The sequence below is a fragment of the Microvirga sp. M2 genome (assembly GCF_047497095.1).
In the GTDB taxonomy this organism is placed as follows: Bacteria; Pseudomonadota; Alphaproteobacteria; order Rhizobiales; family Beijerinckiaceae; genus Microvirga.
Genome location: NZ_CP134064.1, coordinates 954,838 through 981,004, shown reverse-complemented (window position 1 = coordinate 981,004; position 26,167 = coordinate 954,838). Strand labels below are relative to the sequence as shown.

Genomic DNA, 26,167 nt, shown 5'->3' with positions numbered 1-26,167 from the left:
TCAGATGACATTGGTGGTCCGCATGAACCGTGTTGAAGAAGCTTGGCTGAAGCTCTGGCCCAGAGACGAGTTTCTCACTCAACGTGATTTGATCCGGGCGACTGGAGTGCCTGCGGTCACCCTACAGAATTGGGCCAATCGCAAGGTATTTTTTGCGACTGTCGAGGCGCCAGGAAAGGCGCGGAAGCGAGGATACAGCGGGTTCGACGTGTTCCTCGTGGGCCTCGGATCAAAGCTAGTAGAATTTGGCCTTCCGCCTCATCAAGCATTCTCGCTCGCCTTGGCTTTTTTGTCAGGCTTGGTGGATAGCCACCACGAGGCCTTGCTTGCCACAGAGGAGCATTTGAGGGCTGATCTGAAATTCTGGCCTGAAAATATAGAAGAGATGATTACTATATTCCGGAAGGTTAATGGAGAACAAAGCGAAGCTCTGCTTATTGAGAGACATGAGTTATCGAATTTCGCGTGGCATCAAGGTCCAGTGTTAGTTGTAGATACTAACAAGATTATCATCGATGTCGCTCAGAAGCTTTATCCTGAAGATGGTGGGCTTTGATATGCCAAGTCGCAAACCATTCACCGAGGCTGAAGCACGGAAGCTAGGGGGGCTCTTTCCCTGTGAGGAGGAGATCGCGCGCCGGCTTAGCCAAGATCCAAAGGAGTGGCGCGCAAAGTCCAAAGTGCTGGAGCGCGATGGCCTACCCCCGATCGACCCGATGATGGGTGGAAGGTTCTGGCCCGCTGTATGCGCCTATTTCAACCGCCGCTATGGTCTGTCTACCATTGAGGCCTCCCAACCAGATGGAGAGGAAAACCTCAATGCAATTTGAATTGGAAGCACCTGGGCTCAAACCGAGGCCTAGGAAGAACGGAACTGTGAAACTCTATTGGGTCGCCCGGGCGGATCTTGTGAAGGCTGGCTACGAGCCCAAGACGATCCCCCTCCCCTATGATCTAAGCGATAGAGATCACCATCCACTGATTAGTTCGGCATGCCTTCGGTATCAGGCAGAGATGCTTGAGTGGTCCGCTAGCCGTAAACGGGATCTGAATCGCTTTGATGGAACGCTGCTGAGCCTGTCTCGCAAGTACCAGACACATCCAGCAAGCCCGTTTCTAAGGATGAAGCACAACACTCGCCATAAGGATGTCTATACCCTCAGGATCATCGAGAAGGCATTTGGCAAGCGAACCCTTTCTGCCCTCAAGATCGAGGACTTCTACCGGTGGTACGATGAGGCCAAGAAGCCTAAAGCGCCAGGCGGGCCGGAGCGGGTCCGCAAGGCGTATGGGCTAATCAAGAAGCTTCGAGAACTATTCGCCTTCGGGGTCATGGTGGAGATCCACGAGTGTAAGCGCCTTTGTGAGATCCTAGCCCCGGCACGGTTCACCCAACCCGGTAGGCGCCGTATCGCTATGGACCTAGAGCACGTCGAGGCCTTCGTTCCAAAGGCAATCGAAATGGGCCGGATCTCTCTGGCTCTCGGCACTGCTTTCCAATTCGATACAGCGCTTCGTCAAAAGGACGTAATTGGTGAGTGGGAGCCAATTCCCGAAGGTCAAGAGCCTACCGGGATCGTCCTAAATGGGCGGCGCTGGGTGAATGGCCTTACCTGGAGTGACATTCCGGCCGATTTGGTGCTCCGGAAAGTGACCACGAAAACGGGTCAAATCTCTGCGCATGATCTTAAATTTTGCCCTCTTGTACTCCGCTGTTTGGAGTTGATCCCGCCTGAGAAGCGGGTGGGACCGATCATCATTGATGAGACAGCTGGGCGCCCCTATGCGGAGTCCGCCTATGGCCGAGAGTGGCGCATCGTGGCCAGAGCGGCAGGCATCCCGGACTACGTGTGGAACATGGACGCCAGGGCCGGAGCAATCACGGAAGCAGAAGATGCAGGGGCAGACCTGGACCATATCCGGTCGACGGCAGCCCATGCGCAGGTTTCGACAACGGTTCGCTATTCGCGGGGCGCGGTCGGGAAATCGCGGAAAGTAGCCGAGCTTCGAATCGGCCTCCGCACCGCGAAGAACAGGGCCTGAACAGCCTATGAGGAACGCGACGAGGAACGTGGGGAACACGAGTTCAGTGGCAGGACGTCGAAAAGCCTTATCCATCAAGAAGATGGATGGAGCGGGCGATGGGAATCGAACCCACGACATTCAGCTTGGGAAGCTGACGTTCTACCTCTGAACTACGCCCGCCTGAAGCTTTGTTTACAATGCTTCTGGGGTGGTTCGTCAAGTCCAAACGGTACTCTGTGTCAGGACCATGCCGCCGTGGTGGTTGAAAATTCTCATCCCTTCCGTGCAGGGCGCTCCTTTTCGGGCCGACTTGACCGAGAGGCACCGTCTCGCAGTCGCTTCGGGGCGAGGGGCCGCTCGCCCCGACGGAAAGGATCGTGTCCCAGCCGGGCCCTCGTTGCGGTCCGGTCTACCGGAAGTGCTTCGACAGCTTCAGCCCTTGCGCCTGATAATTGGAGCCTGCCCCCGACCCGTAGAGCACCTGAGGGCGTTCGGCCATGCGCTCGTAGACGAGCCGCCCGACGATCTGGCCGTCCTCCAGGATGAAGGGCACATCGCGGGAGCGGACCTCGAGGACCGCGCGGGCCCCCTCTCCTCCTGCGCCGGCATGGCCGAAGCCCGGATCGAAGAAGCCCGCATAGTGAACGCGGAACTCGCCGACGAGGGGGTCGAAAGGCACCATCTCGGCGGCATAATCCGGCGGCACGTGCACCGCCTCCTTCGAAGCCAGGATATAGAACTGACCCGGATCGAGGATCAGCGTCCGGGAGGCATCCGCATAGAGCGGCTCCCAGAAATCGGCGATCCGGCAGGAAGCCGGCTTGTCCACGTCCACGAGGCCCGTATGGCGCTTGGCGCGATAGCCGATGAGCCTGTCCGAGCCGAAGCCGGCCAGATCGACGCTCACGGCGACGCCGTCCTGGATCGACGGCTCGGTGGAGGTGACGATCCGTTCTCGCCGGTGAAGGGCATGAAGATCCGCGTCGCTCAAGCGGACCTCGCCCTTGCGCAGGCGCAATTGCGACAGGCGGGTGCCGGTCCTGACCAGGACCGGGAAGGTGCGGGGCGAGATCTCCGCATAGAGCGGACCCGCATAGCCCGTGCCGATCGTGTCGAATTCCTGGCTGCGGTCGGTGATCACCCGGGTGAACACGTCGATGCGGCCCGTCGAGCTCTTGGGGTTCGCGGCCGCCGACAGACCGTCGGGCAGGGAAAGGCTTTCCTGCAGTTCGGCGATATAGACGCTGCCCGTCTCCAGGATGGCGCCTGCGGAGAGATCGATCTCGTGGAAGCTCAGCTGCGCCAGGCGGTCCCGGACCGTATGGTTGCGGCCCGGCAGGAAGCTGGCGCGGACCCGGTAGGCCCGACGGCCCAGCCTCAGATCGAGGCTCGCAGGCTGGACCTGATCGGACGCGAAGGGCGTCTCCGGTTTGATCACGCCCGCTTCCGCGAGGCGCCTGATGGCATCAGCCGATTGGATTCCGTCCTTCAACGCGACCATGACCTTATCTTCCAAGGGCTCGGAGCCCCTCTTCGAGTGTTCTTAGCTTAGCTGTCGGAGCCGTGTAACGGAATTCCCGATCCGTTTCACCATTGTCGTCGGGAAAAGGCCGCAAGGCCAGCCCTGCCGGGTCGACCGAGCGCGTGAAGGTTAATCCGGCAACGGCGCGGGACCGAACCCGCGCCGGACGCGTTCGGGAGGAGGCCCCCTTCAGCATCGATTGACGGAGCCTGAAGGCGGCCTTACGACGAGGGCCCGACATTCCATCACTGGCCAAGGGACCACTCATGTACAAGGCCGTCACCCGCGGCATCAGCGTGACCGTGACACCCCGCTACATGCCGGAAGAATCCTCGCCCGACGAGAACCGCTACTTCTTCGCCTACACGGTGGAGATCATCAACCTGGGCCTGGAACGCGTGCAGCTGCGCGCCCGTTACTGGCGCATCACCGACGAGCAGGGCCGCGTGCAGGAAGTGCGCGGGGTCGGGGTGGTCGGCGAGGAGCCGGTGCTCGGCCCGGGCGAGAGCTACAGCTATACCAGCGGTTGCCCGCTGACGACTCCGAGCGGCACCATGCAGGGCAGCTACGCGATGGAAACCGCAACCGGCGAGACCTTCGACGCCGCCATTCCCGCCTTTTCACTCGACATGCCGCGCGGCAAGCGCGTGCTGCACTGAGGTTTTCATGTCTCCCAACGGTCAGCGGGTCACGCCGCTTGAAATGCTCGCGAAGCTTGTCGCTTTCGATACCGAAAGCGCGAAGTCGAACCTTGCGCTCATCGACTTCGTGGAGGCCTATCTCAGGAGCTGGAACGTGCCGTTCGTGCGCGTCCCGAACGAGACCGGCGACAAGGCCGCGCTCTATGCCACCATCGGGCCGCAGGACACGGGCGGCGTCGTATTGTCGGGCCATACGGACGTGGTGCCCGTCGCCGGGCAGCCCTGGACGTCGGATCCGTTCACGCTGCGCATCGAGAACGGGCGCGCCTATGGGCGCGGCGCCGTGGACATGAAGGCCTTCGACGCGCTGGCGCTCGCATTGATCCCGGAATTTCAGGCGGCCGACCTCAAGACGCCGATCCACATCATGCTCTCCTACGACGAGGAGACGACATGCCTGGGCGTCGTCGACACCATCCGCCGCTTCGGCCAGGATCTGCCCCTGCCGAAGGCCGTGATCGTCGGCGAACCGACGATGCTGGAGGTCGTCGATGCGCATAAGAGCGTGGTGACCTTCACGACGACGGTGCACGGATTGGAGGCCCATTCGTCCAAGCCCTATCTCGGCGCCAGCGCCGTGATGACGGCGGCCGAATTGATCGCGGAGCTCAATCGGATCGGCGACGAGATGATGGAGCGTGGAGACATCAGCGGACGCTTCGATCCGCCCTACACCACCGTGCATGTGGGCGTCGTCTCGGGCGGCACGGCGCGCAATATCATCTCGAAATCGTGCACGTTCCACTGGGAGTTCCGCGGGCTGCCGAGCCAGGATCCCCACGAGATCCCCGACAGGCTCGAGGCATTCGCGCAGAACGTTGCGCTCAAGCGGCTCAATCGCTTCGGCGATTTCGGGCACATCGAAACGAAACTCCATGCTCACGTGCCCGGCCTTGCGCCGGAACCGGGATCGTTCGCGGAGACTCTCGCCCTGAGGCTTGCCGGCAAGAACCGTACGCAGACGGTTCCGTTCGGAACGGAGGCGGGCCATTTTCAGGCGGCAGGGATCCCGACCGTCATCTGCGGCCCCGGCTCCATCGACCAGGCGCATCAGGCGGACGAGTACATCACGCTGGATCAACTGGAGGCGGGCGCGGCCTTCATGCGCCGTCTGGCGGCGACCTGCGCAGCATCCTGAGGCCAATTGCAGTCATCGACCATCATCCCGGGATCCATGGTCGCTGATGATGCCGAGCGAGGCGAGCGGGTGCCGCCTATGCTCTTTCCCGAACCGTCAGCCGCGCTGGATCCCCGCTTGCGCGGGGATGCCGGGTGGCGTTCGGCGCGTCGACCGGTGCCTCACGCTTCCGTCTTGGCGATCTCGGCCTCCACGTCGGCGGGGTCGAGATCATAGAAACGCGAGCAGAATTCGCAGGTGATGCCGATGCGTCCGTCGTCGCCGACCATGTCGCGGCGATCCTCCGGAGAGAAGCGGCGCATCATGCCCATGATGCGCTCATGCGAGCAGGTGCATTCCTCGTGCACGCGCTGGCCCTCGAAGACGCGCACGCCACGCTCGTGGAACAGGCGGTAGAGCAGCCGTTCGCTCGACACGGCAGGATCGATGAGCTCGTGGTCCTCGACCGTTGCCAGCAGCGACTTGGCCTCGACCCAGGCATCGTCCTCCGAGGGCATGCCCAGCTCGTGGGACGGGTGGCCTTCCGGAACGTCGCCGGGATCGAGATCCGCCTGGCGCAGACGCTCGGACGAGGACGGCAGGAACTGGATCATCAGGCCGCCCGCGCGGTAGGTTTGGCGTCCGTTCTCGAACTGCTCGGCCACCGCGAGGCGCACCTGCGTCGGGATCTGCTCCGATTGACGGAAATATTGGTGCGCGGCCTCCTCGAAGCCCTGCCCCTCGAGAGCGACGACACCCTGATAGCGGCTGCGCTCCGATCCCTGGTCGATGGTCATGGCGAGATAGCCGGAGCCGAGGAGTTCGCCGGTCCCCGGCGTCGCGGTCCCGAGAGCCTCCAGCTTCTCCTTGTCGAAGCGGGCCGTGGCGCGCAGCCTGTCGGGCGCGTTGAAGTCAACCACGACCATGTCGATGATGCCGTCGGTCTTCGTCTGAAGCTGGAAGCGCCCTTCGAGCTTCAGCGATGAGCCGAGCATGACGGTGAGCGCGGCCGCCTCGCCGATGACGCGGGCGACCACGTCGGGATAACCGTGACGGGCCAGAATGGTGTCGATGGAAGGACCGAGACGGACCACGCGCCCGCGCACGTCGAGAGGCTCGACCGCGAAGGGCAGGACGACGTCATCGTGTCCCTCGAACGAAGCTGAACTCATGCGCTTTCTGCTCCAAGGCACCATGCCAGGATGCCCTTTTGTGCATGAAGCCGGTTCTCGGCCTCATCGAAAACCACGGATTGCGGGCCGTCCATGACCTCATCCGTCACTTCCTCGCCGCGATGTGCCGGGAGACAATGCATGAACACGGCGTTCTGGGCGGCCACGCCCATCAGCCTGCTGTTCACCTGATACGGCTTGAGCAGGTTATGGCGGCGGAACTCGTCGTCGTCGCCCATGGAGACCCAGCAATCGGTCACGATGGCATCTGCCCCCTCGGCCGCCTCGAATGCGTCGGTCGTCACGCTGATCCGCGCTCCCTCCTGTTTTGCCCAGGACAAAAGCTCCGGGCGTGGAGCAAGTTCCGGCGGAGACGCGATCTTCAACGCAAAATTCAGGCGCGCGGCGGCATGGACCCACGAGGCGAGCACGTTGTTGGCGTCGCCGACCCAGGCGACCGTGCGGCCCTCGATCGGACCGTTATGCTCCTCGAATGTCATGACGTCCGCCATGATCTGGCATGGGTGCGTCGTCTTGGTCAGCCCATTGATCACCGGGATCGAAGCGTACTGCGCGAGCTCCGTCACCATGGCGTGGTCGAGGGTGCGGATCATGATCGCGTCCACGTAGCGCGAGAGAACCCGCGCCGTGTCCGCGATGCTCTCGCCGCGGCCAAGCTGCATCTCCTTGCCCGTGAGCATCAGCGTTTCGCCGCCAAGCTCCCGCATGCCCACGTCGAAGGACACGCGGGTGCGGGTCGAGGGCTTGTCGAACACCATGGCGAGCGTCTTGCCCTCGAGCGGGCGGTCGCTGGAACGCTCACCCCGGCGGCGCTTCGCCTTGATGCCGGAGCCGATCGCCAGGATGTGGCGGATCTGGGCGCCCGAAAAGTCGCTGAGATCGAGAAAGTGACGGGGTTTCATTGAGCTGCTCCCGGCCGAGCCTGGGTCTTCAGCTCAGCTTCCATCGCCGCGCAGGCGGCATCCAGACGATCGAAGGCTTCCGAAATATCCGCATCGGAAATGATGAGCGGCGGCAGAAGCCGGACCACGTTGTCGCCGGCGCCGATCAGAATGATCTTCTGCTTCCGGGCAGCGGCGACGAAATCGGTATTGGGCACGACAGTCCGCAGGCCCATCATGAGCCCGGAGCCGCGCACCTCGGCAATAACGGCAGGATGGCGATCCTTCAGCTCGGCCATCCTCTGCTTCAGAAGAAGGCCCTTGCGCTCCACCTCCTTCAGGAAGCCGGGCGCCAGGATCACGTCGAGCACCGCATTGCCGACCGCCATGGCGAGCGGATTGCCCCCGAACGTGGTGCCGTGCGTGCCCACGGTCATGCCCTTGGCGGCCTCGCGCGTGGCGAGGCAGGCGCCGAGCGGGAAGCCGCCGCCGATCCCCTTGGCCACGGACATGATGTCGGGCGTCACGCCCGTCCATTCATAGGCGAAGAGCTTGCCCGTGCGGCCGACGCCGGTCTGAATCTCGTCGAAGATCAGGAGCAGGCCGTCCCGGTCGCAGAGCGCCCGCAATTCCTTCAGATAGGCCGCGTCGACCGAGCGGATACCGCCCTCGCCCTGGATCGGTTCGATCAGGAGCGCGGCCGTTTCGGGTCCGATTGCGGCCTTGAGCGCATCGAGATCGTCGAGGGGAACCTGGTCGAAACCTTCGACTTTCGGGCCGAAGCCTTCCAGGTATTTGGCCTGGCCGCCGGCCGCGATGGTCGCAAGGGTCCGGCCGTGGAACGCGCCCTCGAACGTGACAATGCGGAAGCGTTCCGGATGGCCGTTGGCATGATGATACTTGCGGGCCATCTTCACGGCCGCCTCATTGGCCTCGGCGCCGGAATTCGAAAAGAAGACCACGTCGGCGAAGGTGTTCTCCACCAGCCGCGCGGCCAGGCGCTCACCTTCCGGAATCTGGAACAGGTTGGAGGTATGCCAGAGCTTGGAGGCCTGCAGAGTCAGCGCCTCGACAAGGTGCGGATGGGCGTGCCCCAGGGCGTTCACGGCGATGCCCGCCCCGAAATCGAGATATCGCTGCCCGTCTCGGCCGTAGAGCCAAGCCCCCTCCCCTTTCTCGAAGGACAGTTCGGCGCGCGCATAGGTCGGCAGCAATGGCGATGTCACGGGATCTCTCCGCCTCTGGTGGAGACCCAAGGTCGCCCCTGAAGGTCGGCCTTGGGCCTTTAAAAAGAAAGCGCCGCCCAAGCGGGGCGGCACAGCGGAGATTCTAACGAGGTGCGAGACCCTGTCAATTCAAGAGAAATGAACTGACCCATCACGGGCAAATTTTCCGGCTGAATATCGGGCGGCGCGCTGAATCCACCGCTTGAAGTAACTCCGTGTTCCGTTTCCGGGCGTCCCATGCCTGGGGGAACCGGCGAAATGCGATGGTCCGCATCATGCGCCGGGAGAGTTCCTTGGGGAAAACGGCGGGGGGTGGACCGGGACTCTTGCGCCCGAGTCCGCCCATCCTGTACCCTCGGGTCAGTCGAGTACAGCATTCGTGCGGCGGCTTTCACCCTCAGGAGCGACCCTGCCAACGCGGTCGGACATCAATTTTCTGTCCGCGAGATGCAGGGGATTCCGGGTTCAAAGAAGCAGCCACGAGGAGGCAGGTTTTAAAAATGACAGATGCGGGCGCAACTTGGACGGATGAGCGGGTCGAGCTTCTCAAGAAGCTCTGGACCGACGGCTTGAGCGCGAGCCAGATCGCCGCCGAACTCGGCAACGTGACCCGCAACGCGGTCATCGGCAAGGTTCATCGCCTCGGTCTCTCCGGCCGCGCCAAGGACGTGAAGCCCGTCTCGGCCGCGCCTCGCGCCCGGAAGGTGACCCGCGCTCCCAGCGCACCGGCCCCGATTGCGCCTCCGGCCCACAGCAATGTGGTTCTGGCGCCCATCTCGCTCCAGCCTGCCCCGCAGGCCCCGATGGAGATGATCGAAGAGGACGACGTGGCGATCCCGATGTCCGAGCGCGTCACCATCATGGATCTGCGCGAGTCCATGTGCCGTTGGCCCATGGGTGATCCGACGAAGCCGGAATTCCGCTTCTGCGGCGCCCGTTCCATCACGGGCCTGCCCTATTGCACCCACCACGCCCGCATCGCCTATCAGCCCGTGGCCGATCGCAAGCGTGAGCGTAAGCTCGCCCGCGCCTAGCGCATCGTGCGAGAATGCGGAGCCGGTTTTTCACAAGAACGATGCGCCCTTTCTGAGAAGGGGGCATCGGATAAGAATCGAGTTTCAAGAAAAAAGGCCGCGCTGATCTTCTCAGCGCGGCCTTTTTTCCGTTTCTCTCGTGACGGATCAGCCTGACGCGTTCGCGGCCTGATCGGCGCGGGCAAAGGTCTCGTCGAAGGAATAGCCCGCTCCGCGCACGGTCCGGATCGGATCCGGCATCCTCGGAAGGTTGATGGCCTTGCGCAGACGGCCCACATGCACGTCCACCGTCCGCTCGTCGATATAGACGTCGTGTCCCCAGACCGCATTGAGCAGGTGCTCGCGGGAAAAGACGCGCCCCGGACTCTGCATGAGGAATTCGAGCAGCCGGAATTCGGTGGGACCCAGATGAAGATCCTTGCCGGAACGGCGCACGCGATGGGTTTCGCGGTCGAGTTCCATGTCGCCGGCCCGCAGGAGCGTCGCGATATGGGCCGGCTTCGTGCGGCGCAGAAGTGCCCGCACGCGTGCGAGCAGTTCCGGGACCGAGAAAGGCTTGACGATATAATCATCCGCACCCGTGGACAGCCCTCGGATACGGTCGCCTTCCTCGCCACGCGCCGTCAGCATGATGACCGGCAGGCGCTCGGTCTCGGGGCGGACGCGGATGCGGCGGCAGAGCTCGATCCCGGACAATCCCGGAAGCATCCAGTCGAGCAGCACGATATCCGGCACCTGCTCGCGAAGCCGGATCTCGGCCTCGTCCCCCCGCGATACGCTGTCGACCTCGTAGCCTTCGGCCTCGAGATTGTAGCGCAGGAGCAAAGTCAACGGCTCCTCATCCTCCACAATCAGAACGCGAGGCCCCATCGTCAGGCTCCCGCCTCGGTGCTCGCATCGATCGACCGGTCGTTCTTGGGACGTTCGATGGCCAGGGTCTCGCCCGTTACGAGATAATGAACCGTCTCGGCGATGTTGGTGGTGTGATCGCCGATCCGCTCGATATTCTTGGCACAGAACAGGAGATGCGTGCAGAAGGAGATGTTGCGGGGGTCTTCCATCATGTAGGTCAGAAGCTCGCGGAAGAGCGAGGTATAGAGCGCATCGATGGCGCCATCGCGCTTCCAGACGTCGAGGGCCCGCGCCGTGTCCTGCTGTGCATACGCGTCGAGTACGTCCTTGAGCTGACCCAGCACCAGATCGCTCATGTGCTGGAGGCCGAGAACGATCTTCTGCGGCTGGAAGTCGCCACCGATGGCAAGCGCACGCTTGGCGATGTTCTTGGCCAGATCGCCGATGCGCTCCACATCCCCGGAAACCCGGATCGCCGAGATGGTCTCGCGCAGATCGACCGCCAGCGGCTGACGGCGGGCAATGGTGAGGATGGCGCTCTCCTCGATCTCGCGCTGAAGCAGATCGAGGCGCTTGTCCGAGGCGATGACGGTCTGAGCCAGAGCCGTGTCGTGACGCACGAGCGCGCTGATCGAATCCACGAGCATTTTCTCGGCGATGCCGCCCATCTCGGTGATGCGGCGCCGCAGAGCCTGCAGGTCGTTGTCGTAGGAGCTGACGATATGCTCCGCCATGAGATGCCTCCTTGAGGCGCTTCGGTCAGCCGAAGCGGCCCGTGATGTAATCCTGAGTCTGTTTCTTCGACGGGTTCATGAACATCTTGGTCGTCGGACCGAACTCCACGAGTTCGCCCAGATACATGAAGGCCGTGAACTGGGAGATCCGCGCCGCCTGCTGCATGTTGTGGGTGACGATGACGATGGTGAATTCCGAGCGGAGCTGCTCGATCAGCTCCTCGATCTTGCCGGTGGAAATCGGGTCCAGCGCGGAGGTCGGCTCATCGAGCAGGATCACTTCGGGGCGCTGCGCGATGGCGCGCGCGATGCAAAGACGCTGCTGCTGGCCGCCGGAGAGTCCCATGCCGGACTGGCGCAGCTTGTCCTTCACCTCGTCCCAGAGGGCTGCCTTGCGCAGGGCTCCCTCCACGCGGCCATCGAGCTCGCTCTTCGGCAGCTTCTCGTAAAGGCGGATCCCGAAGGCGATGTTGTCGTAGATCGACATGGGGAACGGGGTCGGCTTCTGGAACACCATGCCGACACGGGCCCGCAGCTCGTTGACGTCGATGGACGGAGACAGGACATTCTGCCCGTCGAGCAGGATCTGACCTTCCGCGCGCTGCTCGGGATAGAGGCTGTAGATGCGGTTGAAGGTCCGCAGCAACGTGGACTTTCCGCATCCCGAAGGGCCTATGAGCGCCGTCACCTGCCGGTCGTAGAAGTCGAGCGAGATGTCTTTCAGGCTGCGAAAATCGCCATAGTAGAAATCGAGATTCCTGACGGCGATGCGGACCGAAGCATTGGCATCGGCTGCAGCCGCATTCCCGATGGCGCTGCTCGCGTTGACGGCAATCGTGCTCATCGGACTTTATCCTTCTTGAAGAGCAGGCGCGCCACGATGGAGAGCGCCAGGATGGACAGGGTGATGATGAGGGCGCCGGCCCAGGCGAGCTCGCGCCAGTTCTGATACGGCGCCAGCGCGAACTGGTAGATCGTCACGGGCAGGTTGGAGACGCCGCCCATCAGGCTCGGGCTGAACCAGAAGGTGTTGTTGAGCGCCGTGAACAGCAGCGGCGCGGTCTCGCCCGCGATGCGTGCCGTGGCCAGGATCACGCCGGTGACCATGCCGGCCCGCGCGGCCTTCCAGCTGATCTTGACGATCACCGTCGACATGGGTGCGCCCAGCGCTGCTCCTGCCTCGCGAAGAGAGCCCGGCACGAGCCGCAGCATGTCCTCGGTCGAGCGCACGATTACGGGAACCGCGATGATCGCGAGCGCCACGCCTCCGGCCCATCCGGAATAGCCCCCCATGGGCTGCACCATCAGCATGTAGACGAAAAGGCCGATGAGGATGCTGGGAGCCGCCAGCAGGATGTCGTTGACGAAGCGGATCACAGTGGCGAGCTTCGAGTCCTTGCCGTATTCGGCAAGATAGGTTCCCGCGAGCACGCCGATGGGCGTTGCAACGACGATGCCGAGGAGCGTCAGGATCAGGCTGCCGACGATGGCATTGGCAATGCCGCCCCCCTCCGTACCGGGTCCCGGCGTGGTTTCCGTGAAGACCGCTGGAGAAAGCCCCCCGATGCCTTCCACCAGCAGCATCAGCAAGATCCACCCGAGCACGAAAGCTCCCAGAAGCGTGAAGAGCGTGCAGATGATCTTCAGCGCGCGGTCGGCAAAGTAACGGCCGCGCCGAACGCGTCCCCAGGGAGCAGGAGAGGCCGTCTCGGCATTCTTGAAGAGAGCGGTATCCATCGGACGTCCCCTTAGCGCGTCTTCACACGTGCGATCAGAAGACGCGCGAGTGCCAGAACGATGAACGTGACCACGAACAGAATGCATCCCAGCGCGAGCAGGGCGTTCATCTGCATCCCGGCCGCCTCGTTGAACTCATTGGCGATGCGGGACGCGATGGTCGAGCTTGGATCGAAAAGCGACAGCGACAGGCGATTTGCGTTGCCGATCACGAAAGTGACCGCCATCGTCTCGCCGAGAGCGCGGCCGAGGCCCAGCATGACCGCGCCGATGATGCTGACGCCCGCCTGGGGAAGCAGAACGTAGCGCACCACTTCCCACGTCGTGCAGCCGATTCCGTAGGCGCTTTCGCGCAGCACGGTCGGGATCTGATCGAGGATGTCGCGCGTGATCGAGGCGATGAAGGGAATGATCATGATCGCGAGGATGATTCCCGCCGTCAGCATGCCGACGCCGGACGGAACGCGGGCATACAGGACAGTGCCTAGGATCGGCATGCCCTCGACGATGGAGTTCAAGGGAATCTGGACATATTTCGCAAAGAGCGGAGCGAAGACGAAGAGGCCCCACATGCCGTAGATGATGCTGGGCACGGCGGCCAGGAGCTCGATCACGGTCGATACCGGGCGGCGAAGCCAGGGTGGGCACAGCTGAGTGAGGAAGACCGCGATGCCGATGGAAACCGGCACGCCGATGGCGAGGGCGATGAGGGCCGACGTGAGAGTGCCGGAGATGGCGACCCAGGCCCCGTACTGGTCCTGGCCGACATTCCAGGCGCTCGATGTGATGAACCCGAAGCCGAACTCCCGGAAGGCGGGCCACCCGCCATAGATCATCGTGCCGATGATTCCGGCGAGAACGGCAAGAACGACCAGGGCGGAGCCGTAGCTGGCCCAGCGGAAGCCCTGGTCGAAGGTCGATGAGGAGCGGCGGACGGTCGGCATGCTCGATACGGCAATCTTACCAGACACAACAGCCATCCGCCTTACTCCTCTCGGCAGCCAAAGGCAGCCGTTAACTTTACTTCTTATAGACCGGCTGACCCGAGGCGGCCTTGATGTCGTTCGCCCAGGACGTGCGGATCTGCTCGACGACGTTGTCGGGAAGCGGCACGTAGTCAAGGTCGGAAGCGAGCTTGCCGCCGTTCTTGTAGGCCCAGTCGAAGAACTTCAGAACCTCGGCGGTCTGCTCGGGCTTCTCCGCGGTCTTGTGGACCAGGATGAAGGTGGGGTTCGTGATCGGCCAAGCGTCGTCGCCGGCCTGGTTGGTCAGCGAGATGCCGAAGCCGGGAGCCGACGACCAGTTGGCGCTCGCAGCGGCGGCCTGAAAGGACTTGATCTCCGGCTGGGGATACTTGCCCGCCTGGTTCTGCAGAAGGGTGTAGGGAATGTTGTTCTGCTTGGCGTAGGCGAATTCCACGTAACCGATGGAGTTCGGAACCTGCTTCACGGTCGCGGCCACGCCTTCATTGCCCTTGCCGCCCTGGCCGACGGGCCAGTTGATGGTGGTGCCGGCGCCGAGCTCCGACTTCCAACCCTCGGACACTTGGGAGAGGTAGGTGCTGAACACGCTGGTCGTGCCGGAGGAGTCGGAACGGTAGACCGGGGTGATGTTGGCGCTGGGAAGATTCACGCCCGCGTTCAGCTCGGCGATCTTGGGATCGTTCCACTTGGCGATCTTGCCCTGGAAAATGTCGGCCAGAACCTGTCCCGTCAGCTTGATCTGACCGGCCTGAATGCCCTGGATGTTCACCACCGGAACGACGGCGCCCATCACGGTCGGGAACTGAACGAGATCGTTCTTCTCGAGATCGGCCCCCTTCATCGGGGCGTCCGTGGCGCCGAAATCGACGGTCTTCGCCTGGATCTGCTTGATTCCGCCGCCGGATCCGATCGATTGATAGTTCATGCCGTTGCCGGTCTCTTTCTTGTAGGCTTCAGCCCATTTCGAATAGACCGGGAAGGGGAAAGTCGCGCCTGCGCCGGTGATGTCGGCAGCGGACGCCGCAGTCGAAAGGCTCGCGAAGGCTAGGCCGGCTGCCATGGCGAAGGACATGATCTTCACGGTAAATCTCCTGTTCATACAAGCGCGGCAGGCAGTTCGAGGACCGCTTCCGGGCCGCGCGAATGGACAGCTAGGCCCGACGCATGTCGGCTCTACGACGGTTGGATGACAAATAAATGACACCCCGAAAGGATCCCCGGCGAAGGCCCGGAATCTAACCTCAACCGAAGGTTGGGGCCTCAGGAAGCTTGACCGTGAAACAGGCGCCCTGCCCCGGCTCGCTGGCAATGTCGAGCTCGCCGCGATGGCGGTGGACGATATGCTTGACGATGGCCAATCCCAAGCCCGTGCCGCCCTTGTCCCTGCTCTGGGCCGCGTCGACCCGGTAGAACCGTTCCGTCAGGCGCGGCAGATGCTCCGGAGGGATCCCGGGCCCGTAATCCCGCACCGACAGGATCGCGCAACGGTCCTGACGGCCCGCATCGGCCTGGGCGCTCTCGATGGCAATGTCGACGGCGCCGCCGCTTTCGCCGTATTTCACGGCGTTCTCGATCAGGTTCTCGATCACGCGCAAAAGCTCGTCCCGATCGCCGAAGACGTGAACCGGCTGCGCCGGCAGGGTCGTTCGGATCACCACGCCCTTCGCCTTCGCGGCCGGGGAAAACGTCTCGACCATCGGGGCGACGAGGGATCCGAGATCGACGGTTTGCGTCGGCGAGACATGGGCCCGCATCTCGATGCGCGAGAGGGACAGGAGATCGTCGATCAGCCGTTTCATGCGCTGGGCCTGGACACGCATGATTTCGAGGAAGCGCTCTCTCGCCTTGGCATCCTCCCGGGCCGGCCCCTGGAGGGTTTCGATAAAGCCCAGGAGGGACGCCAGGGGGGTCCTGAGCTCATGGCTGGCATTGGCCACGAAATCCGTCCGCATGACCTCGAGCAGCCTCGCCGAGGTGAGATCGCGGAAAAACAGGACGACGCCAGGCCGAACCCCGACATCCGTGGCCTCCGGCCGCAAGGGCCCGATATGGACCTCGAAGGCCCGTTCCGTCGGAACCCGTTCGGAATATTCGACCCGTAACGGAGCGCCCGTCTCGAGGACCTCCTCGATTCCGTCGAGCACATCGGGGCTGCGGAGGGCAAACGACAACGGATGACCGACCTTCAGACCCGGCAGCAGCCCGTAGGCTGCCTTGTTGGCCTCGAGGACCACGGCACGCCTGTCGATCAGGATCACCGGGTCCGGGATGTGGGCCAGCACGGCCTCGGCCATGGTGCTGTGGGCGGGAGACCGTGGACGCGGCTGCAGCGCTTGTCCCAATGGCTTGCGGGGCAACCCGCCCGCGGCAGCGCTGAGCATGAGGGCCCCGAGAACCCCGGCGACGAACCAGCCGTCGCCGTAGCCACGCCAGAGCGCGACCGCACTCAGGACCAGGCTCGTCAGGGCGGCGCCTCGGAAGGCCGCCACGCGCAAAGCTGCCGCGTGGGGCGGGCCGCCGTCCGGCCTGATCTCACTGGTGTCCGTCATGATGTTGCAGGGCCCCGGCTGGATGTCGCGTCAGGTTCTACAGCATCGGGCCGGAAAGTGGACTTGCATTTTTGGGATCGATCCGATGCTCCCTTCTGAGATGAGCGCATCGTTTGATGCGAGGACGCGCGCTCCGAAGAGTCATTTCCCGAGAGTCACCTCCCGGCCGATCCCTCCTCGGCAAGCTCCTCGTCGGGCTTGAACGCCCCTCGCGACGACCGGAGGCGGTTGCGGACTTCGTAGGCGCCCAGGAGGGCCAGGGCCACGACGAAGGGAACGAGATAATAGCACAGGCGATAGAGCAGGAGCGCACCCAGCACCGGCTCGCGGGGATAGCTCGAGAGCGCCAGGAGGATCGTGGCCTCGAAGACGCCGAGGCCGCCGGGCGCATGGCTCGCCACGCCCAGCATGACGGCGAAAATATAGACCGCGAGGAAAGTCTCGAAGCCGAGGCCGTGTCCTCCGGGCAGAAGGATGAAGAGCACCCCGGCCCCGGCGCAGACGTCGCAGGCGCCGATCAGGATCTGGGCCAGGGACAGGCGCAGGCCCGGAAGCTCGAGCTTCCACCCCTGGATCCGGACGATCCGGCGTTTGAACGATACCCAGACCAGATAGCCCGCGACGAACACGGCTGCGGCGAGGCCGATCAGCTGATTGACCCAGATATGGGTATAGACGAGGCTCGCCAGCTCGTCCGCCTGCCGGATCATGCTCGTGGCCAGGACCAGGGCCATGCCGAGCCAGAAGGTCACGCCGGTGATCACCGTCAGGCTTGCCACCCGTCCCGGACTGACCCCCTTGGGAGAATAGAGCCAGTAGCGGACCGTGCCCGCCGTGAGCAGGGGAAAACCCAGGGTGAAGCTCACCGCATAGGACGTGAAGGAGGCCATCGCGGTGGTGCGATACGGGATCTTGAGCTTGAGTTGCCTCAGCGCGATGGCGTCATAGCAGGTCAGAAGGCTGTAGCTGATGGTGGTGAAAAGGATCGCCAGGCCGATCTGGCGCAGGCTCGCCGCCGTGAAGGCGGCCTTCAGTTCGTTCACGTCGATTTCAGAGACGATATGCCAAAGAACGACAAGGGATGCCCCGAACAGGATGACGCTGGCGGCCATGCCGATCCAGGCGAAGCGACGCGAGCGGCGCTCCTTGGGATGCAAGGCGTCGGCAGATGCGATGTCCGGCGGGGCAACCGGATTGGGGCTCATATCGTTCATGAAAGGGTTCAACCAGCCTCGGCGTCGGATGCCGCTTCAGGGTTCAAGGGCTGTCCTGCATCTATGCGCTCCGGCTGCGGAGCGCCAGATACGGGCGGCTTCTTAGTCCTTTCTCCCCTCAGGGGCTACTCTTTCGCCATTAAAATCACAAATTGAGCACGATTTAGGTTGTCAGCATCAAAAAGGCCTTCAACAATGAAGTTCCCTTTGGCAGGAGAACAGGCGGCAAGTCGCGCCCCCAGGGAGACCCGAGTGGATTTCAATGCAACGGAGAATCAGTTTGCCGTTCTGGCGGAATCCTTGCCCCAGCTCGTCTGGTCGGCCCGTGCCGATGGGTCACACGATTATTTTAACCGCCGCTGGCATGAATTCACGGGTCTGACCCCCGAGCAGTCCGAGGGAGATGGCTGGCTCAACGCGGTGCACCCCAAGGACATGCCCGAGGTTCGGGTGCAATGGCTGCGATCGATCGAGACCGGGGCGCCCTATGAATGGGAATACCGGATCCGTAACGCCGCGGGCCGTTACGAATGGGTCCTCAGCCGCGCCGTTCCGATCCAGGCCCTTTCCGGCGATACGATGCGCTGGTTCGGCACCAGCACCAATATCGATGCCCAGAAGAGGGCGGAGGAAGCCGTCCGTAGGCTGGAGACCCGCTATCGCTTGGCCCTCGAGGCGGCCGATCTCGGCACATGGCAGATCGATCTGGAGAAGAAGCAGGTTCTCTGGGACGAGGGCACCTGCGCTCTCTATCGGATCCTGCATGACGGATCGCTCAACCTTCCCTTGGGCCAGGTCATCGACATGATTCACCCCGATGATCGGGATGAGGTGCAGGCCCGTATCGCGAAGGCCTGCGACCCGCAATCGGACGGACATTACGAGAGCGAGTACCGGGCGATCCTGCCCGACGGGAAACTCCGCTGGTTCCGCTCGGTCGGGCAGGCCTTCTTCGCGGTCGACGGGGACAAACCCCATGCCGTGATTCTCTCCGGCGTGGTCAGCGACATCACCGAACGGCACGCTTTCGAGGAGGCCCAGCAGCTCCTCACGCGTGAGTTGAACCATCGCGTCAAGAACCTGTTCGCCATCGCCAACGGCATGGTCTCGATGACTGCGCGCACGGCCAAAGATCCGAAGGAGATGGCGACCGCGCTCCGCGGCCGCCTGAGCGCGCTCTCGCGGGCTCACGAGCTCGTACAGCCTGCCTCCTCCATCGCACAAGGATCGGGGGCGGACGTCGATCTCGCCCGATTGTGCGAAGCCGTGCTCGAGCCTTATCGTCAATCCGGCTCCGACCGGGTCGATATTCAAGGACCGGGCGTTCGTGTGGGCTCCAACACCACGACGAGTCTTGCGCTGGTGCTGCATGAACTGGCCACGAATGCCGCCAAATACGGCTGCCTTTCGAACCCGGACGGCCATTTGTCGATCCGATGGACCATTCACAACGAAATGGTCGATCTCTACTGGACCGAGGGCGGCGGCCCCGCGGTCGAGAGCAAGCCGGATTTCGAAGGTTTCGGCACGCAGCTCTCCCAGAGAAGCATCGCGGGTCAGCTCGGCGGCACGCTGGAGCAGGAATGGCTGCGCGAAGGCCTGCGCGTCCACATGACCCTTCCTCTCAATCGCCTGACGGGCTAGAGCATCGTGCGAAAAAGTGGACCCGGTTTTTCGCTCAAACGATGCGCTGATCTATAGTGGGAGCATCGAACGCAAAAGTGGGCGCCGGCTTTGCGTGAAAAGATGCTCGACACCAGAAACTTGATGCATCGGATATGGGTTCGATGTCACGTCCGATGCCGGATCGCGATCAAGCCCTGCACCCTCCGGAAACGCACATGACCCCTCACCGCTCTGTCCTCGTCCTGGGCGGCGCACGCTCGGGCAAGAGCCAGCTCGCCCAGCAATGGGCCGAGGCGGCCTCGACCGCCCGCGTTCTCGTCGCGACGGCGCAAGCCTTCGACGACGAAATGCGGGAGCGCATCGCGCATCATCGATCAGAGCGCGATTCGTCCTGGCAGGTGGAGGAGGCACCGCTCGACCTCGTTTCGGCCATTCGCGCGACGGCCGCGCCCGATCGTGTCGTGCTCGTCGACTGCCTGACCCTGTGGCTCTCCAACATCATGCTGGACGGACGCAATGCCGGGCATGAGATCGACGCACTGGTCGATGAACTGAAAGCGCTGAAAGGTCCACTTCTCCTCGTCTCGAACGAGGTCGGCCAGGGAATTGTCCCCGCGACCGCTCTCGGCCGCGCCTTTCGCGACGAGCAGGGCCGGCTCAATCAGCGGGTCGCGGCGGCATGCGATGCCGCCATTCTCGTCGCCGCCGGGTGCCCGGTCCTCCTCAAGCCGGCCCCTCCTTTGAACCTGCGCCTCGCCTGAGCCGGCCCTTTCAACGCACCTTCGCCTGGACCTCCGCCGCCAATGCGTCGATGAGCGCAGGCGTCGAAGGTCCGCCACAGAGCGCGAACTTGCCCGGCACCACCAAGCGGCGCTTGGGCGGCAAGGCATTCATGAGGGCCGGGTGAGAGAAGATTGCCGTTCCGTTATCCACGGCGCTCCCGGCATCCTCGTCGACGACGAGATAATCGGGTGGAGACGTCACGATGGATTCGAGACGGGCCACACCGCCATAGGGCGCTCCCAAGACCTCCTGATGAAGCCGGAACCCCATGTGCCGCAAGAGCTCGTTCATGGGGGAATCCGCCGGGGAAACCCACCCGCCCCGGTCATAGACAAGGATGCTGGGCTTGCCCTTGACGATGCCCTTCGTACGGGAAAGCGCGGCTTCGATCTCGACGATCAGGTCCTCGCCGCGCTCGGGATGCCCCAATGCGCGCGCCATCGTGCGGATCTGCTCCTGCCCCTCCTTCAGGCTCGTCCACGGCCCGAGAGGCAGAACCTTCAGCCCCTGGGCCTTGAGGAGCGCGGCCTGGTTGTGTCGACCGTAGGTCCCTGACAGCACGAGATCCGGACGGCTGAACAGGATCGTCTCCGCCTGCCCGTCATTGAGGGGAATGCCCCTGGCCTGTTCGACCATGACCGAGACCTTAGGATCCATGACGAGATGGCTCAGAGAAGCGATCTGTCCCCGATCCGCGAAGGCCAGCAGCATCTCGTCCGTGCAGAGATTGAGAGAGACCACATGCCGGGGTCGCTGCTGCGCCTCTGCCGCGCCCCCCAAAGCAAAGGCGATGCAGATAGGCCACATCCATCTGGAAAACCGATCGAGGCGCAGTTGCGGCATGACGGACAAGCTCGTAAGGAAGGATCCGACGTTGGTGCCTCACATCGTGAGGTGAAACGGGAACACGGTGCGGACCTTGTCCTAATCCGTGGCTGCCCCCGCAACTGTGAGCGGTAAGCGGCAATCCTTCATGCCACCGAACCCTCGGGCGCGACAAGCTCAAGAGGAATTGGGAAGGCGGATTGCTCGCGATGACCCGCAAGCCAGGAGACCGGCCGGCGTCGAGAACGCAACCCGTATTGCTTGCCGGCGGGGCGAGCAGGAGGTCTTCATGGTCGTGCCTTTGCGCCGCTTCTTCGCGGCATCCGTTTCGTTATGTGTCATTTCGCTGGACGCCGCCCGGGCGCAGACGTTCGCCGATCCCATTCCTGAGCCCGACTTCGTGGTCACGGCCACGCGCTCACCCCTCGCCATCTCGCGGGCCGGCAGCGCGATTTCGGTGATCCCCGGCGAGGACATCGAAAAAGAATCTCCGAAGAATCCTGCCGATGTCCTGCGCCGTGTGCCGGGCGTCACCGTCGTCGAGACCGGCGGCCCCGGCGGGACGACGACGGTTCGCATTCGCGGCGCCGATGCCGGGCAGACGCTTGTCCTGATCGACGGTATCCGCGTGAACGATCCCTCCTCCGATGCCGGCGAGTTCGACTTCTCCAATCTTTCCGCCGTCGATATCGAGCGGATCGAAGTCCTGCGCGGCCCGCAATCCGCGATCTACGGCTCCGATGCGATTGGCGGCGTGATCAACATCATTACGCGCAAGGGCAAGGGCGCGCCGCGTTTCAGCGTCGGCGTGGAGGGCGGCAGCTATGGCACCAAAGCCGGACGGGCCGCGGTTTCAGGCAGCGAAGGCCCCATCTCCTACGCGTTCTCGACGACAGGCTTCGACACGCTGGGCTTCTCGCGCTACGGCTACCGGATCGGCCGTATCGAAGACGCGCTCACCTCCCCTCTCGAGGCCGACGGCGCCCGGCGCCTGGGCGCGGCGGGACGTGTCGCGGTCGCTCTTTCGCCGAACGCGGAATTCGAGATCGGAGGCTATACGAGCCACAACAAGGCCGATCTCGACAACGATGCCGGCTTCGATGCGTTGCCCGATGGCCCCTCCTCGACGCAGCAGCGTCTCTACGAAGGTCACGCGCGTCTGACGCAGAATGCGTTCGACGGCATTCTCAAGAACAGCCTTCTCGTTTCCGGCAGCCGCACGGATCGCGATTACCGTCTGATCGGCTCATATGCCTTGCCGAGCCTCTATTGGGATGAATACGGATACCAGGGCGGCCGCCTGTCGGCGGAATACCAGGGCGATCTGAAGCTCGGAGCGCTCGGCCTGCTGACGCTGGGCGCCAAGGTCGAGGAAGAGACACTGGTTTCCACGACGCGCAATGTTCTCCCGTTCGAGACGCCGACATACAACAATGTCGATGCATCACAGACGACGCGCTCGCTCTATGCGCTCCACCAGTTCAGTCTCATCGAGAATCTTCATCTCTCGCTGGGCGGTCGCGTCGACGCTGTAGAGGGAGGAGACACCTTCGGAACATGGCGCGCAACGGCGGCATACGACATTCCGGACTCCGGCACCAAGTTGCGGGCCAGCGTCGGCACGGGCGCGAAGGCGCCAACCCTGTACCAGCAGTTCGATCCGTTCTCCGGCACGGCCGATCTGGAATCGGAGCGCTCCATCGGCTTCGATATGGGCGTCGATCAACGCCTCGCGGACGACCGTGTGCTGATTTCGGCAACGTTCTTCGCCAACCGCTTCCGAAACCTCATCGCCTACGGGATGGCGGAAAGCTGCCGCCCGGAGCAGATCTATGGCTGCTTCATCAATGTGAACCGGGCCCGCACCAGCGGCGTGGAACTCTCGGCCGATGTGGAGGTCGTTCCCGCCTGGCTTCGCATGAAGGCGAACTATACCTATCTCGAGGCCTTCGATGAGGACACGGACCTGCGCCTTGCGCGCCGTCCGCAGCACCAGGGCCGTCTCGGCCTGATCATCACGCCCATGCCCGGGCTCTCGATCGAACCCTCCGTCGTGCTTGTGGAAAGTCGCTTCTCCTCTCCCGGAGAGAGGTACGAACTCGCGCCCTATGCGCGTTTCGATGTCTATGCCGATTACAGGATCAGCGACACCTTCAGCGTCTATGCCCGCGCGGAAAATCTCACCGATGCGCGCTATCAGGAGGTCTACGATTACGGCACGGCCGGTCGCTCCTTCTACGCCGGCTTGCGGGCAACGTGGTAAGCGCCGCGAATGGCGGATAACAAAGGCCCGGCGCTCTGACATTTTGATCTTGAGCGTCTTTCCACGCAAAACCGGTTCCCACTTTTGCGTTCGACGCTCGAAGCGCCGGGCCTTTGCGCTGCGGGAATTGTGGCAATTGCGTGCAATTTTGCAGCCGCCGGGCTCCGACCATGACCCATTTCGAGCGTCAGGGCTCCTACGAACGAGCTTGCGACTGACCTTGCGACAACCTGTCCCGACATTCGTGTGGAACCGGACGGTGAAGCCTGAAAACCCCTTTGTTTAGAGAGCTTACTCCTCAAAACGAGAGGTGACGGTTTGTCGCGATCCGGAACATTTGCCTAGCGAAAGGTCAAGCTGACCTATTCTGGACATATCCCCCTATCACATACTCGCCCTCGTCAATGAAGAAGGGCTGCACACCCGTTTTGCGGAGAAGCAGTCAATCCTGTGGGGGCTTTTTCGAATGCAGGTTGCTCTGACAGCGCTTCACCGCGCATGCCAGTCATCGGTGTTTCGTCACAAAGACAGTGCTTTTATCGGGCTACAGGCGCGCGATGCGCTCCGGAGCCTTTCTACCTTTTGTACCCGCTATGCTCTGCTCATCGTCGTCGTGAGTGCGGGCCTAGGTCCCTGCGCGGCCGCAGGGACGGGAGCCTCACAGGCTCTCGCAGCACCTTCGCAGGACCAGGATGCGGGCCCCTTCGACGTGGCGCCTCGGCCGGCCGCGCAGATCGCCACGGCCGACCCACTCGAAACCGTCACTCCGGTCGATCCTGCAGAGACGCTCACCTATGCCCGATTGCAGGAGCTTTTCATCACTTCGATGCCACTCACCAATCCGCCCGCTGCGGAAGGCGATGTGGGGAATGACGTTGACCCGACCCCTGTAGAGTACGTGGATTTCGAGGAGATGCGCGTTCCGCGCTGGATCGTCGACACGATCCTCCGCGCATCGGAAATCACCGGCGCCGATCCCGTTTACATGATGGCGCTCGCCGACAAGGAATCGAGCTTTCTTCCTGGCAACAAAGCCTCGACCTCGTCCGCTGTCGGCCTTTTCCAGTTCATCACGAGCACGTGGCTCGAAGCCGTGCAATCGTTCGGCGCAAAATACGGACTGATCATGGAAGCCTCGTCGATCGGGAGGCAGGACGGGAAGCTCACGATATCCGACGAAGCCAAGCGCGAATACGTTCTTGGCCTGCGCCGCAATCCCTACATCTCGGCCCTCATGGCCGCCGAGATGATGAAGCGCGACAAGACGAAGATCGAGGCGAAACTCGGCCGAAAGCTCAGCCGCTCGGAATTCTATCTCTCGCACTTCTTCGGGGTGGACAGCGCGAGCAAGTTCATCGCCCTCGTGGACGACACGCCGAAGAAGAGCGCGAAGAGCGCGTTCCCCAAAGCGGCCCAATCCAACAAGTCGCTCTTTTATGCCAAGGACGGCAAGAAGACCCGGCAGCTCAGCGTGTCCGAGGTCTACGGCAAGATCGATACGATGATCGACAAGCGCCTGAACCGCTATGAGGATGTTTCTTCCCGCGTCACCGCGGAAGTCGAGTTCTGATCCGGCCCTGCGCTGTCCTCTGCCTGATCGCTCGCGGCAACCTCCGTCCGGGCCACCACCGTGGGGGCAGCGGAGTTGGTGGAAGCGACCACGAAGCCGCCCATCACCGGCGCACGCTGAACCCGGACGATGCGCAGGATGATGAAGACCACGAGTCCCAGCGAGGCGGCCGCCGCATAAATGAAAAGGCCATCAGGCCCCAGCAGCTCCATGGCGACGGCACCGAACAGGGGGCCGACGGTCACGCCCGCCGCCCATGCGAAGAGAAGCGTGCCGACCGTGGAGACGATGCGGCCGGGCTCGACGATGTCGCAGGCATGGGCCACGCAGACGGAATAGATGCAGAGCGCCAGGCCGCCCCAGGCGGCGAAGCTCCACAGGATCATGTCCTGCGCCCCGTGCGCGCTCGCGAAGAGGATGAGCATCGAGATCAGGCTCGTGCCCGCCGCCAGCCCTGCGATGATATAACGCCGGTCTGCCCGGTCGGAGAGCCAGCCGAGCGGCCATTGCAGCACGAGACTTCCGGCCTGGAGTGCGAACAGAAGCGCCGCGGCCCGCTCCTGGCTCAGACCGATACTCACGCCGAAAACCGGCGTGATGGCGATCACCGGCCCGTTGACGAGGCCCACCACGAAGGAGCCCACGACGGCCGAGGGCGCGAGGGCGAAAAGATACCGGACGTCGATCTTCACGCCGACCGGCGCCGGCGGCTCCTTCGTGCTCGTGGCGGCAATCGGAAGCAGGGACAGCGATATCACGGCACTCACGGCCATGAACAATCCATCGGTCCCGATATCCCCGAAGCCGATGCCGAGCGGCGACAGCATCAGGGCGATCTTGGTGGCGATCATATAAAACGAGAGAATTCGCCCGCGATGGCTCGATGAAGCACGCGCGCTGATCCAACCGTCCGTCACGGTGAAGATGCAGGCCAGCGTCACGCCCGTCAGCGCACGTAAAATCACCCAGGCCGGCGTGGAATGGGCCTGCGTCATCGCCAGCACCAGCACGGCGACCAGGGCGGCTAGGCTCGCGAAAGCCCGGATGTAGCCGACATGGCGGATGAAGGCCGGAGCCAGGAGGCAGCCGGTCGAGAAGCCGAGGCCGTACCCCGCCGCCACGATGCCGATCGCGGAGACCGAAAGGCCTTCGGCCTGCATGCGCAACGGCATGACAGCTTGGAGCAAGCCATTACCGGCCTGCAGCAACGTGGTGGCGACCGTAATGGTCCAGATCAGAGCGAGGGAAGAATTCACGATCACGCAGGGCAAGGCAGCGGCGGGCACCGCGCCAACACCGCGTCAACAAAGAGAGAGCAGACACCCTGCAAGA

At 63.2% G+C, this 26,167-nt stretch carries 24 protein-coding genes, 1 tRNA gene and 1 riboswitch; of the genes, 10 read left to right on the top strand and 15 right to left on the bottom strand.

All coding sequences use genetic code 11. The features are described 5' to 3' along the window. Positions 1-4 precede the first annotated feature (4 nt). From RE429_RS24110 to RE429_RS24100, 3 genes are read left to right on the top strand one after another with little or no spacing between them, the layout of a single operon-like run. Positions 5-556 carry a hypothetical protein gene (locus RE429_RS24110; protein WP_414474306.1) on the top strand — a complete coding sequence of 184 codons (552 nt, stop codon included), beginning with the start codon at positions 5-7 and terminating at the stop codon, positions 554-556. A gap of 1 nt (position 557) precedes the next feature. Further along, positions 558-830, top strand: coding sequence for a hypothetical protein (locus tag RE429_RS24105; RefSeq protein WP_414475902.1), 273 nt, complete (start codon positions 558-560; stop codon positions 828-830). Next, positions 820-2,043, top strand: a complete 1,224-nt coding sequence (locus RE429_RS24100; RefSeq protein WP_414474305.1) for an integrase — start codon at positions 820-822, stop codon at positions 2,041-2,043. The genes RE429_RS24105 and RE429_RS24100 overlap by 11 nt, the downstream gene beginning before the upstream one ends. Positions 2,044-2,130: 87 nt before the next feature. Here RE429_RS24100 and RE429_RS24095 read toward each other — a convergent pair. Continuing rightward, a tRNA-Gly gene (locus RE429_RS24095) sits at positions 2,131-2,205 on the bottom strand. A 229-nt stretch (positions 2,206-2,434) separates the two neighbouring features. Continuing rightward, positions 2,435-3,526 (bottom strand): 2'-deoxycytidine 5'-triphosphate deaminase, encoded by a 1,092-nt coding sequence (locus RE429_RS24090; protein WP_414474304.1) that lies wholly within the window; start codon positions 3,524-3,526, stop codon positions 2,435-2,437. 287 nt (positions 3,527-3,813) lie between these two features. On the opposite strand from RE429_RS24090, the gene apaG reads away from it, so the two are divergent. Further along, positions 3,814-4,206 (top strand): Co2+/Mg2+ efflux protein ApaG, encoded by a 393-nt coding sequence (gene apaG / locus RE429_RS24085; RefSeq protein WP_414474303.1) that lies wholly within the window; start codon positions 3,814-3,816, stop codon positions 4,204-4,206. A 7-nt stretch (positions 4,207-4,213) separates the two neighbouring features. Then, positions 4,214-5,386 (top strand): acetylornithine deacetylase, encoded by a 1,173-nt coding sequence (argE, locus tag RE429_RS24080; RefSeq protein ID WP_414474302.1) that lies wholly within the window; start codon positions 4,214-4,216, stop codon positions 5,384-5,386. A gap of 161 nt (positions 5,387-5,547) precedes the next feature. Here argE and RE429_RS24075 read toward each other — a convergent pair whose 3' ends face one another. The 3 genes from RE429_RS24075 to RE429_RS24065 are packed head-to-tail and all read right to left on the bottom strand — an operon-like array spanning position 5,548 to position 8,665. Beyond that, entirely contained in the window at positions 5,548-6,537 is a 990-nt protein-coding gene (locus tag RE429_RS24075; RefSeq protein ID WP_414474301.1) for an Hsp33 family molecular chaperone, read from the bottom strand. Then, positions 6,534-7,460 carry an ornithine carbamoyltransferase gene (argF, locus tag RE429_RS24070; protein ID WP_414474300.1) on the bottom strand — a complete coding sequence of 309 codons (927 nt, stop codon included), beginning with the start codon at positions 7,458-7,460 and terminating at the stop codon, positions 6,534-6,536. Before argF ends, RE429_RS24075 begins: the two co-directional genes overlap by 4 nt. Beyond that, a complete protein-coding gene (locus tag RE429_RS24065; RefSeq protein WP_414474299.1) occupies positions 7,457-8,665 on the bottom strand; it encodes an aspartate aminotransferase family protein in 1,209 nt (402 codons plus the stop codon). The genes argF and RE429_RS24065 overlap by 4 nt, the downstream gene beginning before the upstream one ends. Before the next feature lie 500 nt (positions 8,666-9,165). Between RE429_RS24065 and RE429_RS24060 the strand changes: the two genes are divergently transcribed. Then, positions 9,166-9,699 (top strand): GcrA family cell cycle regulator, encoded by a 534-nt coding sequence (locus tag RE429_RS24060; protein ID WP_414474298.1) that lies wholly within the window; start codon positions 9,166-9,168, stop codon positions 9,697-9,699. 147 nt (positions 9,700-9,846) lie between these two features. Here the strand turns inward: RE429_RS24060 and phoB are convergent, their stop codons facing one another. The 8 genes from phoB to RE429_RS24020 all read right to left on the bottom strand — a co-directional run bounded on the left by phoB (position 9,847) and on the right by RE429_RS24020 (position 17,768). After that, positions 9,847-10,569, bottom strand: a complete 723-nt coding sequence (gene phoB / locus RE429_RS24055; protein WP_414475857.1) for a phosphate regulon transcriptional regulator PhoB — start codon at positions 10,567-10,569, stop codon at positions 9,847-9,849. Between the two features lie 2 nt (positions 10,570-10,571). Beyond that, positions 10,572-11,285, bottom strand: coding sequence for a phosphate signaling complex protein PhoU (gene phoU, locus RE429_RS24050; RefSeq protein ID WP_414475856.1), 714 nt, complete (start codon positions 11,283-11,285; stop codon positions 10,572-10,574). A 25-nt stretch (positions 11,286-11,310) separates the two neighbouring features. Continuing rightward, positions 11,311-12,129 (bottom strand): phosphate ABC transporter ATP-binding protein PstB, encoded by an 819-nt coding sequence (gene pstB / locus RE429_RS24045; RefSeq protein ID WP_414475855.1) that lies wholly within the window; start codon positions 12,127-12,129, stop codon positions 11,311-11,313. After that, complete coding sequence (gene pstA / locus RE429_RS24040) at positions 12,126-13,022, bottom strand: phosphate ABC transporter permease PstA (protein ID WP_414475854.1); 897 nt, start codon at positions 13,020-13,022, stop codon at positions 12,126-12,128. Before pstA ends, pstB begins: the two co-directional genes overlap by 4 nt. An 11-nt stretch (positions 13,023-13,033) precedes the next feature. Beyond that, positions 13,034-14,002, bottom strand: coding sequence for a phosphate ABC transporter permease subunit PstC (gene pstC / locus RE429_RS24035; protein ID WP_414475853.1), 969 nt, complete (start codon positions 14,000-14,002; stop codon positions 13,034-13,036). Positions 14,003-14,042: 40 nt separating this feature from the next. Continuing rightward, positions 14,043-15,077: a phosphate ABC transporter substrate-binding protein PstS gene (pstS, locus tag RE429_RS24030; RefSeq protein ID WP_414475901.1), complete on the bottom strand. Its 1,035-nt coding sequence runs from the start codon at positions 15,075-15,077 to the stop codon at positions 14,043-14,045. A 169-nt stretch (positions 15,078-15,246) separates the two neighbouring features. Continuing rightward, on the bottom strand, positions 15,247-16,554 hold the full coding sequence (locus RE429_RS24025; protein WP_414475852.1) for an ATP-binding protein: 1,308 nt from the start codon (positions 16,552-16,554) through the stop codon (positions 15,247-15,249). Positions 16,555-16,709: 155 nt separating this feature from the next. Next, on the bottom strand, positions 16,710-17,768 hold the full coding sequence (locus RE429_RS24020) for a lysylphosphatidylglycerol synthase domain-containing protein (protein WP_414475851.1): 1,059 nt from the start codon (positions 17,766-17,768) through the stop codon (positions 16,710-16,712). Positions 17,769-18,020: 252 nt separating this feature from the next. Here RE429_RS24020 and RE429_RS24015 point away from each other — a divergent pair, with 252 nt between their 5' ends. Together RE429_RS24015 and cobU are read left to right on the top strand one after the other, a co-directional pair. Beyond that, complete coding sequence (locus RE429_RS24015) at positions 18,021-19,412, top strand: sensor histidine kinase (RefSeq protein WP_414475850.1); 1,392 nt, start codon at positions 18,021-18,023, stop codon at positions 19,410-19,412. Positions 19,413-19,609: 197 nt separating this feature from the next. Beyond that, positions 19,610-20,155 carry a bifunctional adenosylcobinamide kinase/adenosylcobinamide-phosphate guanylyltransferase gene (cobU, locus tag RE429_RS24010; protein ID WP_414475849.1) on the top strand — a complete coding sequence of 182 codons (546 nt, stop codon included), beginning with the start codon at positions 19,610-19,612 and terminating at the stop codon, positions 20,153-20,155. A gap of 10 nt (positions 20,156-20,165) precedes the next feature. Here cobU and RE429_RS24005 read toward each other — a convergent pair whose 3' ends face one another. Then, positions 20,166-21,020, bottom strand: coding sequence for an ABC transporter substrate-binding protein (locus RE429_RS24005; protein ID WP_414475848.1), 855 nt, complete (start codon positions 21,018-21,020; stop codon positions 20,166-20,168). A 15-nt stretch (positions 21,021-21,035) separates the two neighbouring features. Then, positions 21,036-21,255, top strand: a riboswitch (cobalamin riboswitch). A 36-nt stretch (positions 21,256-21,291) separates the two neighbouring features. Here RE429_RS24005 and RE429_RS24000 point away from each other — a divergent pair. Then, positions 21,292-23,265 (top strand): TonB-dependent receptor plug domain-containing protein, encoded by a 1,974-nt coding sequence (locus RE429_RS24000; protein WP_414475847.1) that lies wholly within the window; start codon positions 21,292-21,294, stop codon positions 23,263-23,265. 709 nt (positions 23,266-23,974) lie between these two features. Next, on the top strand, positions 23,975-24,835 hold the full coding sequence (locus tag RE429_RS23995) for a transglycosylase SLT domain-containing protein (RefSeq protein ID WP_414475846.1): 861 nt from the start codon (positions 23,975-23,977) through the stop codon (positions 24,833-24,835). On the opposite strand, the gene RE429_RS23990 is transcribed toward RE429_RS23995, so the two are convergent. Continuing rightward, entirely contained in the window at positions 24,790-26,091 is a 1,302-nt protein-coding gene (locus tag RE429_RS23990; RefSeq protein WP_414475845.1) for an MFS transporter, read from the bottom strand. The genes RE429_RS23995 and RE429_RS23990 overlap by 46 nt on opposite strands. Positions 26,092-26,167 lie beyond the last annotated feature (76 nt).

What these genes read in the sequence shown, in the direction of transcription:
- RE429_RS24110 (WP_414474306.1), top strand. Translation starts at nt 5, where the DNA reads ATGACATTGGTGGTCCGCATGAACCGTGTTGAAGAAGCTTGGCTGAAG.
- RE429_RS24105 (WP_414475902.1), top strand. Translation starts at nt 558, where the DNA reads ATGCCAAGTCGCAAACCATTCACCGAGGCTGAAGCACGGAAGCTAGGG.
- RE429_RS24100 (WP_414474305.1), top strand. Translation starts at nt 820, where the DNA reads ATGCAATTTGAATTGGAAGCACCTGGGCTCAAACCGAGGCCTAGGAAG.
- RE429_RS24090 (WP_414474304.1), bottom strand. Translation starts at nt 3,526, where the DNA reads ATGGTCGCGTTGAAGGACGGAATCCAATCGGCTGATGCCATCAGGCGC.
- apaG (WP_414474303.1), top strand. Translation starts at nt 3,814, where the DNA reads ATGTACAAGGCCGTCACCCGCGGCATCAGCGTGACCGTGACACCCCGC.
- argE (WP_414474302.1), top strand. Translation starts at nt 4,214, where the DNA reads ATGTCTCCCAACGGTCAGCGGGTCACGCCGCTTGAAATGCTCGCGAAG.
- RE429_RS24075 (WP_414474301.1), bottom strand. Translation starts at nt 6,537, where the DNA reads ATGAGTTCAGCTTCGTTCGAGGGACACGATGACGTCGTCCTGCCCTTC.
- argF (WP_414474300.1), bottom strand. Translation starts at nt 7,460, where the DNA reads ATGAAACCCCGTCACTTTCTCGATCTCAGCGACTTTTCGGGCGCCCAG.
- RE429_RS24060 (WP_414474298.1), top strand. Translation starts at nt 9,166, where the DNA reads ATGACAGATGCGGGCGCAACTTGGACGGATGAGCGGGTCGAGCTTCTC.
- phoB (WP_414475857.1), bottom strand. Translation starts at nt 10,569, where the DNA reads ATGGGGCCTCGCGTTCTGATTGTGGAGGATGAGGAGCCGTTGACTTTG.
- phoU (WP_414475856.1), bottom strand. Translation starts at nt 11,285, where the DNA reads ATGGCGGAGCATATCGTCAGCTCCTACGACAACGACCTGCAGGCTCTG.
- pstB (WP_414475855.1), bottom strand. Translation starts at nt 12,129, where the DNA reads ATGAGCACGATTGCCGTCAACGCGAGCAGCGCCATCGGGAATGCGGCT.
- pstA (WP_414475854.1), bottom strand. Translation starts at nt 13,022, where the DNA reads ATGGATACCGCTCTCTTCAAGAATGCCGAGACGGCCTCTCCTGCTCCC.
- pstC (WP_414475853.1), bottom strand. Translation starts at nt 14,002, where the DNA reads ATGGCTGTTGTGTCTGGTAAGATTGCCGTATCGAGCATGCCGACCGTC.
- pstS (WP_414475901.1), bottom strand. Translation starts at nt 15,077, where the DNA reads ATGTCCTTCGCCATGGCAGCCGGCCTAGCCTTCGCGAGCCTTTCGACT.
- RE429_RS24025 (WP_414475852.1), bottom strand. Translation starts at nt 16,554, where the DNA reads ATGACGGACACCAGTGAGATCAGGCCGGACGGCGGCCCGCCCCACGCG.
- RE429_RS24020 (WP_414475851.1), bottom strand. Translation starts at nt 17,768, where the DNA reads ATGAACGATATGAGCCCCAATCCGGTTGCCCCGCCGGACATCGCATCT.
- cobU (WP_414475849.1), top strand. Translation starts at nt 19,610, where the DNA reads ATGACCCCTCACCGCTCTGTCCTCGTCCTGGGCGGCGCACGCTCGGGC.
- RE429_RS24005 (WP_414475848.1), bottom strand. Translation starts at nt 21,020, where the DNA reads ATGCCGCAACTGCGCCTCGATCGGTTTTCCAGATGGATGTGGCCTATC.
- RE429_RS24000 (WP_414475847.1), top strand. Translation starts at nt 21,292, where the DNA reads ATGGTCGTGCCTTTGCGCCGCTTCTTCGCGGCATCCGTTTCGTTATGT.